This is a genomic window from Planctomycetia bacterium (assembly GCA_021413845.1).
In the GTDB taxonomy this organism is placed as follows: Bacteria; Planctomycetota; Planctomycetia; order Pirellulales; family PNKZ01; genus PNKZ01.
In genome coordinates this window covers 1-11,446 of sequence record JAIOPP010000128.1, presented here as the reverse complement: position 1 = coordinate 11,446, position 11,446 = coordinate 1, and the positions used below count along the sequence as shown (strand labels likewise).

Genomic DNA, 11,446 nt, shown 5'->3' with positions numbered 1-11,446 from the left:
CCGCGAGATTTAATCGCGCCGAGCTTAGTACTCGGAGCGGTCTTCGTGTGCGCGATCGTATTCACGATTGCGGCGCTGCGCAAAGTGCGGCGGACGAAAAGCCGTGTGCGTGCGGCTCTCGCCGTGCGAACCGAGCGCTGCTTCGCGCAGCTTCCGTTCTTCTTGCGCGTGACGCAAGAAGAGTTGCGGCAGCAGGCCGATGACCAGCGCCAATAATCCGCAGAGGATGATCGGCATGCCGAGTTGTTCTAAGTTCGGACGAGCCGCGATCGCGCCCCAGCCGGCGAGGAATCCGCCGCAGCTGAACGCCGTCACGGCGATGCCGAGAAACAACCACGACACGAACGAGACGGCCAGCTCCGTGGAGCTCGGCGGCGCCAGCGAGGGACCTCGCTCGTTCCACTCATGCGGCGAAGTTTCGTAAGGGTTCGCAGGCGATTGCGGGCCAGGCCCTTGGGGAGCCGAAGGACCGTAGGGCGAAGGGAATTGCGACGGCGCGTATTGCGGAGCGTCGTAAGGAGAATGGGCCGGCGGAGCGTAGGAGGGCGGATGCGCTTCGGCGCGCGGCGGCAAAGGCTTACGATTCGGGGAGTCGGCGAAGTGCGGCCGACGAGCGTCGTTGTCGGCGGTCGCGGCAGGCGGATCGAAGCGGCGGCGCGTCCCCGCGGTGACTCGTTCGACGTGCCGCAGCTTTTCGTTGAGCTCCCAATTGGCCGCTTCCCAACGGAGCGACGAAACGCGCGCCGGCTCGGCGCGCGGCGGGCGGACCGGTTCGAAGTGCGGGGCTTCCGCGAGACCGTCCGGCGTGGTGCGGCCGGCGTTGTGCGTGGTCGGCCCGTTCTCGAAGATGCCGAATTCGGCGGCCGGCGAATCTTCGTCGAGCGCTGCGATGAGGTCGAGCCCGGTGTCTTCGGCCAGCAGCGTTCCGCAGCGCGGGCAGCCGTGACTGCCGCCGACGACGTTCAACACGCCCGGCACGTCTTGTCGGCAGCTGGAGCACCACATACGCGCGGCTCGCAAAAGGGGCGCCGACGGATGATCGCCGGCAACGTCGACGAAGAACATCTCCGTCGTCGACGTAGTTTATCGACGGCGAGCCGCGGCAAACTGTAACGATTCCGGTGAGTTTGTCGACGCGGGCGCTGCCGGCGGTGCAACTCTTTGCGCGAGATCAAACGTTCGCGAATCCGCAAGCGAACATCGTTGCGGCAAGCAGCACCGAGGCCTCGCTTGCGGGTTCGCGGGCAGGTCGAGCCCGCTGCGCCATCGTCTTAGCTCACAGCGTTCTGGAACCGGCCTTCGCCGTTGATGCGGGCGAAGACGTCGTTGAGCACCCAATGGAAGATGCAGAGATGGATGCTCTCGACCATGCCCATGTCGTCGAGCGCGACGTGCAAGCCGTCTTGCTGTTGCTTCACGAGCTTGCCGCCGCCGTAGCCCGTGAGACCGAACGTCTTAAGATCGTGACGGTTCGCCCAATCGACGGCCGCGAGAATGTTCGGGCTGTTGCCCGAACCGGAGATCGCGATCAGCAGGTCGCCGGCGGAACCGTAGTTCATCAATTGCTGCACGAAGATCTGGTCGTACCCGATGTCGTTGCCGACGGCCATGATCCAGCCGAGATTGTCGGTAAGGCTGAGCACCTTGAGCCGCTTCTTCGATTCGTCTTTCAGATCGCGTTCGCGGAGCGAGCTCTTGCCGAGATCTTCGGCCATGTGCGAGGCGTTGCAGCCGGAACCGCCGTTGCCGATGATGAAGACGAACTTGCCGTCTTGCCAGCATTTGTAAATTGCATCGGCTAAGCGACGGATCGGTTCTCGATCGGTTCGATCGAGCTCCGCGTTGAGGCGAGACATATAGGCCGGAAGATCGAGGGAAGCACCAAGCATAGTCGTGGCCTTGGAAACGAAGAGCGGAAGTTAGGGAGCGGATCGAAGCGCGAGCATTATAAACGACTCGGGTTATATGGCGAATACCAGCGACCCGCGTCGGCGAAAATCCGCGGTATCAACGACGAGAGCCCGACAACCTAGCGTGGTTGTCGGGCTCTCGCATAGAAACAGAATCAGCGCACCGTTCGTGGTCGCGTCGGTTCGGCTAGCGTTTGCCGAGCCACTGCACCATGATCGGCAGCGCCGGTCCTTTATACGCTTGCGAGAACGCGCCGTCGAAGCGCCCCCCCTTGGCGATCGTCGCCATCAGCGGAGCCCAGGTGGGAGACCGCATCAGGTCTTTCACGAAAGCTTGCGAGATGGCCGAGATGTTGCTGTCGGGATTCTTCGTGTTCAAGATCGATTCCGCTTTGAGCGGCGAGGCCATCGCCGGCGCGAGATTATCTTCCCATTGCTTCGTGATGTCGCTCTTGGCGTGCAATTTCGAAACGATGTTGCGCGTCGTGCCGATCGCGAACCAGCGCGGCATTTCCGAACCCAGCGAATCGAGATAAGCGCCGATCATCACTTCCGCCAAGAGCGGGGCGATGGTGTCGGCGGAGTCCTTCGAAGCGGTCACGCAGGCGTAGGCGTCGATGTAGTTGAAGCCCCAGTGAGCGCTGACGCCCGTCGCCAACTCGCGCAGCTCGACGACCCGACTATATTCCTTATGCTCGAAGCTCTTGTCGAACACGTTGACCGTCAAACGCCCCTTAAGCAAAGGCTTGTCCGTCGGCAACTTAAACGCTGCGGCGAACTTGGTTCGTTCGGTCTGCAGAACTTTCTGCACTTCTTGCATGCGCACCGGACCGAGATCGCCGATCAACAGGAAGTCGGTCATTTCGATCACTTCGGCGGGCGAATCGGGATTGGCGGTCGCCCAATTCTTCTTGGCTAACACCATACGCGAGGCGGTGAGCTCTTCGTGCGTCGCGAGCTTCGCTTGCGCGATGCGGTAGGCGAGATCGATCGACATTTGCGGGTCTTCCCCGTCGAACTTCGCGCCGTCGTTGATCCAGGTCGTGATGACGGACATACGCGTGTCGTCGAACGGCTGGCCGTTGCGAGGCATCCGCGGGCGGGCTTCCATTTGCAATCCCTTCGCCGTGCCGCGTAGCATCTTCACGAGCACGCTTCCTTCCGCATTACCGGGCGTCACGACGGGGCCGTCTTGTCCGCCTCGCATCAAGTCGGTGAAGGTCGACATGCCGAAGTTGCCGGAGTTGTTGTTGCCGCCGAGGTTGCCGTGGCAATCGAAGCAAGCGGTGATCAGCAACGGCGCGACGTCGCGCATGAACAACACTTTTTCATTCCCCGCGGCGCGGGCCAGCGGTGCCGCGCCCGGCATCGCGCCGACGGTGCCGTCGGGTCCGAACTGCATCAGCGACGTGCTCGGGTCTTGCGAATCGTACTTCGCGCCTTGATCGATCCACTTCGAGATCAAAGCCAACTCGGGGGTCGAAACTTTGTCGCCGCCGGGAGGCATTTCGCCCGAGGCCATCTTCTCGACGAGGATGCTGGTCTCACCCTTGCCCGGCTTGATGACGGTCAGCGTGCCGCCGGTGCCGGCCATGAGGGCCGCGTAGTTCGCCATGCTGAAGTCGCCGCGCGATCCGCGCACATGGCAACCGCCGCACTTCGCGACGAGAATCGGTACGACTTCTTTCGTGAAGCTCACTTCGCCGTTGGCATTCGGCATCGGGCGCACGCCCGGTCGTGGGCGAGTAGCGCTCGGTGTCGGCGTCGGAACCGCCGGCGGCGGCGTGTTCGTCCCCGGCTTCGGCACCGGAGCGGCGGCGGGCTTGGCGAGCGGCGTGATGCTCGCTACTTGCAGCGGCGAATGTTCGGCCAGTTTGCGAGCCGCGGCCAGTCGCGCACGAAACGGAGCCAAGACCGGCTCCAACGTGGCATCCCCTTCGTTGGCGACTTGATAGGCGCTCAGCGCGCTATCGATCTCGCCGACGAGCGTCTTCACTTCGTCGGTTTTCTTTTCGCGATAAAGCGTCACTACTTTCTGTAGCGACTGATCGAGCCACATCAGTTTCTCTTTGCGCTCCGCCGACAATTCGGCGGAGCGGGCGACGGGCGACCAAACGGTCGCGACGACGACGAGCAATAGGAGGGATCGGCGCGCAAACATAGCGTTTCCTCTCGCGAGATGAAATCACCGACGTCTCTGTTCCGTGATGCGCCGGCAAAACGCATCGAGGCGCGGCTAACAGCCAAATACCTGAAAGAAGCAATCGATTAGTATACCGACCACGAGGAAGCGGAGTCCAGTTCGCATACCGTGAAACTCGCCGGCTTTTCGGAAAGCAGGAACCAAAAGCGAGACCGGCCGCCGAATCAGGGTTCGGGGGCCGGTCGTAAGGCTGACGACGGTTTTACGGTTCGCTGTGCGATCTCGCGTTAGTGCCGCGCGTGGCGTCGGACCACCTCGCGGCCCGTCAGCGATAGCGCTTGGCGCCGCGCCACCTGCGTCGGGAGGTAGCCGTACTGCACGGCGAACCACTCGGCATACCGCTCCCGATCGACGGTGCGGGTATTGCGATTGTCGAGGAGATGGCCCAATTCGTGGATCAGGATGTTGTTGAGATAGAAATCCTTCGCGGCAGCCAAGGTCCAAGTGAGCCGCCAGCGTCCGCCGACCGCTTCCCACTTGCCGCCGTACATCCGGGCTTCGTTAAGCTGGGCAGGGCTGGGAGGTACGGCATACGACTCTACGAGGTCGGCTTCGATCGGGTAGAGGTACAAAGCCGTGCCCCATTGCATGCCGTAGAGCGGCATACTGCGCTTCTTGCGCGTCATCCGGCTGAGCTGCACGACCTGGAGCGGTGCTAAGAACTCGGCCGGGAGCCGGCTGAGGCGCTCGCGTACTTCGTCCACGGTGACGACATGGCGGAAGCCGGCCCCTGCCGGTTGGACGACGAAGCGATAGCCATCGGTCTGCTCTTGCGGCTCATGCCATGTTTCCGGGGGCATGAACTCGCGCTGGTCGCTCGATGCGGCCCGAACGCGAACGCGACGGGCGCGACGAATGCCGGCCGAAGTATGCTCGACCTTCGCCGGCGACGGGAAAGTATGAGTCAGCGCGGAGCGATCCGCGATACGTCCGTTCACATGTTTCGACATTTGCACAGCCCTCAGGCGCTTCAGGTCGAATCATTTCGACATGCGTTCCGCAATCCTTGGTCAATCCGAAGCAAACGTGTTGGAGATAGAGGAAGGTCTCAGCTCGACGGCTGCGGGCTTCGTGGTTGCTTGCAGCCTTGTTAGGCCTAACTACCCCGAAACCCGCCCTCTATTAATGCTAAGCCCTAGTTAGGGCGGAACAAGCAAAGTCGTAAGTCGGGCGATGCCATAGGCTTGTAAATCCGCTTGACAGGCCCGAAATGAGACTTTGGGGTATTTTGGAGCCGTTTTCGACCCCGCCGAGGTCGCGGCGTCGAACCATCGCAGAGGCGATGAACGGCAGAAGATGTCTCAAGGTGAGACGATTCGCGCGCGACTTTCAACGCGTGATCGAGCGCGCGAGCGATGCCGTTTTAAGAGCGGCGTGCTGCAGCGCGGCATGGCGCGCAGACGCGTGTCGGTTATGCCGATCGGCCGGATCGAAGAAGCGCGCTACTTCAATTTCGGCGCGGGAATCGAAGGGAGCGCGGGTGCCGCATCCGGATCGGCCGGGGTCGGCGGTGCCACCGGCTTCAGCTTCGGCAGCGATAGGATCGGAGCCGTCGACGCTGGAGCGGCCACGGGAGCGGGAGCGTCCGCAGCGGTCGGCGACTTCGCGGTGCCCGTCGGCTTGGCGGCCGCCGCGGCCTCCTTGGCCTCGCGCTCCGCCTTTTTCTGAGCTTCCTGAGAGTTCAGCACATACACCAGCGCGGCAACGAGCCCTGCCGAGACGATGAGGACTCCCAGGCCGAACAGCCACATGTCCTTCGCCGTGACTTTCCTTTTACGGCGCAGCTTCGGTTTGGGTGCCGCAGGATCGGCCGGGTCGGTCTTCGCTGCCTCGGCGGAAGCCGTGACGACCGCCGGGGTGTTCCCCTTCGTGGGGCCCGACTTCTGGCCTTTGACCGGAGTCGGAGTTGGAGTCGGAGCCGGAGCTTTGGCCGCAGCCGAGCCTTTACCCGAGCCCGAGGCAGGCTTATCGGAAAGCCCTTTTCCCGATCCGGTTTTGCCGCTCTCGCCCGGCTTGGTCGCCCCCTTCTTCCCTTGCTTGCTCGAGAGGACGTCGCTGTCGCCGCCCGTGTTGATGTTGAAGTTGAAGGCCCCCGACGAGTCGTTATTCGTCTTAGGACTTGCCTTCGGATTCGCTGCCGGTGGTGCGGCGGTGTCCGCTCCCAGCGCCTTCGCCATCGGGATCTTCTTGCCGATCTTCGAAGGGCTGTCGTTCGGGTCGTTTTTGCGTCCGTCGGCCGTTTTTCCGTCGGTGCCAGGCTTTTTTCCGGCCGGGCCCTTGGTCGTCGCCTGTCCTTGGCCCGAAAGCGTATCGCCGACGGGCGGTCCTCCGTCGCCGGCGATGCGTCCTTTCGGGATGATCCGTTGTCCGGTCGGAGGCGAACCCGGCTGCCGAGCGCCCGGGTTCGCCGGTGCTTGTCGATTGGCGTTATTCGCCCCCGCGCCTGCGGTCGGAGCCGAATAGTTCGCGGCTTGGCTGGGGCGCATCGCGCCTCGGTCGATGAGCCACTGCGTGAGCGCGTGCTCGACCTCGCCGGCGTTTTGATAGCGCTCGTCGAGCTTCTTCGCCATCATCTTCTTGCAGATCGCAAGCAAGTCGCGAGGGGCGTCGGGCCGGTCGATCGTGATCGAAGGGGGCTCTTTCTGCTGGTGCATCAGCAGGCGTTGGGTCAATGTTCCTTCGTTGAACGGCGGATGGCCGGTTAGCGCGAAGTAGAAGGTGCAGCCCAGGCTATAGATGTCGGCCCGCGCGTCGACCGTGTGGCTGTTGATCGCCTGCTCGGGTGCGAGATAGTCGGCCGTTCCGAGGACGTTTTCTTCGTGAACCTGCGTGAGCGAGGCCTGCTTTTCGTCGTCGGCGAAGCGGGCCAAGCCCATGTCGAGAACCTTGACGACCCCCTTGGGATCGACCAGCAAGTTCGCGGGCTTGATGTCGCGGTGAATCAGGCCGACCTGATGGGCATGCACGAGCCCTGCCGCCGACTGCCGCATGTATTCCGCGGCCGTCTCGTAAGGGAGCACGCCCCCTGAAGAGACGATCTTTTGCAGATCGTTCCCTTCGACGTATTCCATGACGAGAAAATGGTTGTCGCCGTCGTTGTCGACGTCGTAGGCGCGAACGATGTTCGGATGATCGAGGGCCGCGGCGGCTCGCGCTTCGCGATAGAAACGGCCCAGGTACGAAGAGTCGTTGACGCGCGCCTGCGGCAACACTTTGATGGCGCGGCGTTGCCGCATGTGCTTGTGTTCGGAAAGGAACACGGCGCTCATGCCGCCGGAGCCCAGGTGGCGAAGCAGCTTATAGTTGCCGAGAAAGAAGCCTTTGTGCCGGCCTTGCAACAGCTTTTCGCTCTGCCATTCGGTAACGAGCCCGACCCGCTGCAGATACTCGATGAACTTCGGCCCTTCGGTCTTTGCTTCCGGGCCGACCTCGGCCTCGAAATCGGCCAGCGCTTTCGTAAGCGAGTCGGCCGTAATAAGGCCGCTCTTCTCGATAAGCTCGAAAATTTGGTCGCCGGTAAGGTTCGACATAGCGTCGATCAAGCTGCTGGATCTGGCATCTCGGGGCGTCTTCGACTCGCTGCTGCCGCCAAGAAACGACAATCCTGAACCTCGCGACGACGGCTATTGGTCGCGTGAGGTACCGGAGGAGCTTGAAGACGAGGGCGCGTCATGAGAACTTCTTATCATATAATATAATCCTAATACAAGCATCACGGCAAACATTCCGAATATGATCGTCGCAAAAATCGGGTGACGACGGAAAAGCCGGTCGAGATCCTTCTTTACGGACTCCCCTTCGTCGGCCTCGGACGCCGGAGGCCGTGGCTTCGCAGCGACGAGCGGTGCCGGTTTTTTTCCGCTCGCGATCGGGCCCGGCAGCATAGGGGCCGGAGCTGCGCTTTCTGCGGCGCTCATCAATTCCGCCATAAAGTCGTTGTTTCTCGCTGCGGCTCCATCGGCGACTTTTATTGGCGGCTCTTGGCGGGCGTTGGCGATCGGCGCCGCGGCGGGATTCTCGACCTTCTTCGTTGCAGGAGAGCTGCGCGAATTGGAGTTGCGAACCTCGCCGGCTCGCGTACGCACGGGAGCATCGTCGTCGGCTAGTTGCAGGTCGTCGTCCTGGGGCGGGGGCTGATCGCGGATTCCCGTTCGATCTCCTCGCCCGCCGAGCGTGTCTTTCGTGGGGGACGCGACGCGCTCTTCCGTGAACGTCATCGAGGCCGACTTCGAGCGCCGCTGCGAAGATTCCTCCGGAGGCTTCGTGCGGATCACGAGACCCGAGTCGGGAACGTCATGCTCGTTGCTACCCTCCCAATCGCGAAAGATCTGCTCGACTTCCGCGGCCGATTGATATCGCGAGTTCGGTTGCTTGGCGGTCAGCTTGTCGAAGATCGCTTCCAACTCGCGCGGCACTCCCGGTCTGCGAGTAGAGATCGGTTCCGGACGCTCGTTAATGTGCTTCATCAACCGCTGGGCGACAGTTCCGCTCGGAAACGGCGGCGAACCGGTCAGCAAGAAATAGAAGGTGCAGCCGAGACTATAAATATCGGCGCGCCCATCGACCGTATGGCTGTCGATCGCTTGCTCGGGTGCCAGATAGTTCGTGGTTCCGAGTACCCGTTCGTCGTGCATCTGCGTCAGCGACGCTTGTTGTTCGATCTCTTCGGCCGTGAAGCGCGCGAGGCCCATATCGAGGATCTTCACCGTTCCTTCGGCGTCGACGAAGAGATTGGCCGGCTTGATGTCGCGATGCACGACTCCGACCTTGTGGGCATGCGCGAGGCCCGAGGCGACTTGCCGCATGACGTCGACCGCCGAGGCATACGACAACGGTCCTTTACGCGTGACCAGTTTTTGTAAGTCGGAGCCGTCGATATATTCGACGACCAGGAAATGCGTTTCACCGTCGCTGTCGATGTCGTAAGCTTGGACGATGTTCGGATGATCGAGCGCGGCGGCGGCCCGCGCCTCGCGATAGAAGCGGGCCAGATACGACGCGTCGGCGACCCGCTCGCGCGGCAACACTTTGAGTGCCCGCAGTTGCCGCATGTGAATATGCTCGGCAAGATAAACGCTGCTCATCCCTCCGGCGCCGAGCCTGCTGAGCAATTTATAATTGCCGAGCAAGAACCCCTTGTGCCGATGTTGCCGCAACTTTCCCGCTTGCCAAGGGGTCAGCAATTCCGAAGCGACCAAGTGCTCGAGCAAGCGAAGGCCGTCGCCGCGCGCATCGCTACCGGCGAGCGATTCCAACTCACCGATCGCCTTCGTCAGCGTCGCAGGTGAAATGAGACCGCTCTTCTCGATCACCTCTAAAAGCGCTTCGTCGGCTACATTCGACATGGCGTCGACCATATACTCATCTTCGAGGGCTCGCGTCGCCTTCCTAACGTAGTGACCTGCGACCGACTCCGACAAGACATTCGTCGTCGTTCGAGCTTCGTACGACGACTTGTGTTTCAAATTGAATACGATCAGAATCATTCGCTCACAATCCGCCCTGCAAACCACTCGCGCCATGCCGTCCGCTCACGAACATTCGGTCGTCCTCTATACCCGACGGGGCTGCCATCTTTGCGACGACGTGAAACTCGTGCTCGGGCAGTTCGGTCTCGTGCCGCGCGAAGTCGATATCGATTCGCAACCGGACGCGGAGCTCAAATCCCGTTACGATCATTGGGTTCCGGTCGTCGAGATCAACGGCAAAGAGCGCTTTCGCGGCGGCGTCGACCCGACGCTGCTGAGAAGAATCCTGCAAAGCGAATCGGCCACCGGATAAGCGCAGCCGTTCGATCTTCATCTTGCCTTTCGCACTTTTACTTTCGACTTTCAGCGGCACTCTCTTATGGACGACACACTCATCATCGGCGGCGGCGCGATCGGCCTGTCGCTGGCCTACGAGTTGGCCCGACGCGGCGAGAAGGTGCGCGTCATCGAACGAGGGCTGCTCGGCCGCGAGTCGTCGTGGGCCGGCGCCGGCATCGTTCCGCCGGCGATCGTGCGCGCCGAAGATCCGCCGCTTGCGCAACTCGGCGGCCATGCCTACGACTTGCACATCGAATGGAATGCGCGCCTCAAGCACGACACCGGCATCGACACCGGCTACCACTGTCGCGGGGCGCTCTACCTTGCGCAAGATACGAGCGTGTTGGACCGACTGGAGAACGACGTCGCACCGTTTCGCGCGCAGAATCTTCCGTGTGAGAAGCTCACCGCGGCGAAACTCGCCGAGGTCGAACCCGCGTTGGCCGGCGCCATGGACGACGGACGTATCACGGCCGGCTATTACGTTCCCGGCGAAGCGCAGCTCCGCAATCCGTGGTATATCCGTGCGCTCGAAGCCGCTTGCTCCGACCTCGGCGTGAAGTTCACGACCGCCGCGCCGGCGGAAGAGTTCATCCTGCGCGACGGCTTGCTGCGCGAAGTGCGCACGCCGATCGGCACGTTCGCCGCCGAGAAGTTCTGCCTCACGACCGGCTCTTGGAGTGCGCACCTCGGCGAACTGCTCGGGTTGCGGCTTGCGATCAAGCCGATCCGCGGACAGATCGCGCTGCTGCATCCGGCGAAACCGGTGATCAATGGAATCGTCTACTCCGGCCGCAAGTATTTCGTCGCCCGCCAAGACGGTCGGGTCTTAGTCGGCTCGACGGAGGAAGACGTCGGCTTCGATAAGACGACGACGAGCATCGTCGTGCGCGATCTGCTCGACTTCGCGCTCCACATCGCTCCGGCTCTGAACGACGCCACGGTCGAGCAAAGCTGGGCCGGCTTGCGTCCGCATTCGGCCGACGGACTCCCCTACCTCGGTCGTTCGCCGACCTGCGCGAATATGTATGTCGCCGCGGGGCACTACCGTTGGGGCTTGTGTTTGTCGCCGGCGACCGCCGTCGTGATGGCGCAACTGATGAACGGCGAACCGACGCTCGTCGATCTCGCGGCCTTCCGTCTCGATCGTGAACCGAAAACAGTCCCGTCGACATCCCATTAGGATCGAAAAGCCATTATGTCCGTCGATACTCCCGCCAAGATCGCGATCGTCGGCGCCGGCCCGATCGGCTTGGAAGCCGCGCTCTATGCGCGCTACCTCGGCTACGATGTCGATATTTACGAACGAGGCCGAACCCTCGAACAAGTTCGCGGCGCCGGGCATCTCGCGTGGTTCGCGCCGTGGGAGCAAAACGTTACGTCGCTCGGGATCGCTTCGCTGCGCAATCAAGATCCCGATTGGCGGCCGGCACCGGCGGGTGAAATTCTTACCGGCCGGGAATGGGTCGAGCGCTACTTCGGGCCGTTGTCCGAGTGCGATCTGCTGGCCGATTGCATTCAACAAG

At 62.3% G+C, this 11,446-nt stretch carries 9 protein-coding genes; 3 read left to right on the top strand and 6 right to left on the bottom strand.

Annotated elements, in window-relative coordinates:
* Nucleotides 1-24: 24 nt before the first annotated feature.
* From K8U03_22375 to K8U03_22350, 6 genes are all read right to left on the bottom strand, one after another.
* Nucleotides 25-1,005 carry a hypothetical protein gene (locus tag K8U03_22375; protein ID MCE9607643.1) on the bottom strand — a complete coding sequence of 327 codons (981 nt, stop codon included), beginning with the start codon at nucleotides 1,003-1,005 and terminating at the stop codon, nucleotides 25-27.
* Between the two features lie 266 nt (nucleotides 1,006-1,271).
* The gene (locus K8U03_22370; protein ID MCE9607642.1) at nucleotides 1,272-1,889 is read right to left on the bottom strand and encodes an SIS domain-containing protein; all 618 of its coding nucleotides are present in this window, start codon (nucleotides 1,887-1,889) and stop codon (nucleotides 1,272-1,274) included.
* A 208-nt stretch (nucleotides 1,890-2,097) separates the two neighbouring features.
* A complete protein-coding gene (locus K8U03_22365) occupies nucleotides 2,098-4,071 on the bottom strand; it encodes a hypothetical protein (GenBank protein MCE9607641.1) in 1,974 nt (657 codons plus the stop codon).
* Nucleotides 4,072-4,340: 269 nt separating this feature from the next.
* Nucleotides 4,341-5,063 carry a hypothetical protein gene (locus tag K8U03_22360; GenBank protein MCE9607640.1) on the bottom strand — a complete coding sequence of 241 codons (723 nt, stop codon included), beginning with the start codon at nucleotides 5,061-5,063 and terminating at the stop codon, nucleotides 4,341-4,343.
* Between the two features lie 492 nt (nucleotides 5,064-5,555).
* Nucleotides 5,556-7,643, bottom strand: coding sequence for a serine/threonine protein kinase (locus K8U03_22355; GenBank protein ID MCE9607639.1), 2,088 nt, complete (start codon nucleotides 7,641-7,643; stop codon nucleotides 5,556-5,558).
* A 93-nt stretch (nucleotides 7,644-7,736) separates the two neighbouring features.
* Complete coding sequence (locus tag K8U03_22350) at nucleotides 7,737-9,599, bottom strand: serine/threonine protein kinase (protein MCE9607638.1); 1,863 nt, start codon at nucleotides 9,597-9,599, stop codon at nucleotides 7,737-7,739.
* 34 nt (nucleotides 9,600-9,633) lie between these two features.
* Here K8U03_22350 and K8U03_22345 point away from each other — a divergent pair, with 34 nt between their 5' ends.
* From K8U03_22345 to K8U03_22335, 3 genes are all read left to right on the top strand, one after another.
* Nucleotides 9,634-9,894 (top strand): glutaredoxin family protein, encoded by a 261-nt coding sequence (locus K8U03_22345; GenBank protein ID MCE9607637.1) that lies wholly within the window; start codon nucleotides 9,634-9,636, stop codon nucleotides 9,892-9,894.
* A 66-nt stretch (nucleotides 9,895-9,960) separates the two neighbouring features.
* Nucleotides 9,961-11,103: a glycine oxidase ThiO gene (gene thiO, locus K8U03_22340; protein ID MCE9607636.1), complete on the top strand. Its 1,143-nt coding sequence runs from the start codon at nucleotides 9,961-9,963 to the stop codon at nucleotides 11,101-11,103.
* Between the two features lie 15 nt (nucleotides 11,104-11,118).
* A partial coding sequence (locus K8U03_22335) for an FAD-dependent oxidoreductase (GenBank protein MCE9607635.1) occupies nucleotides 11,119-11,446 on the top strand: 328 nt, incomplete at its 3' end.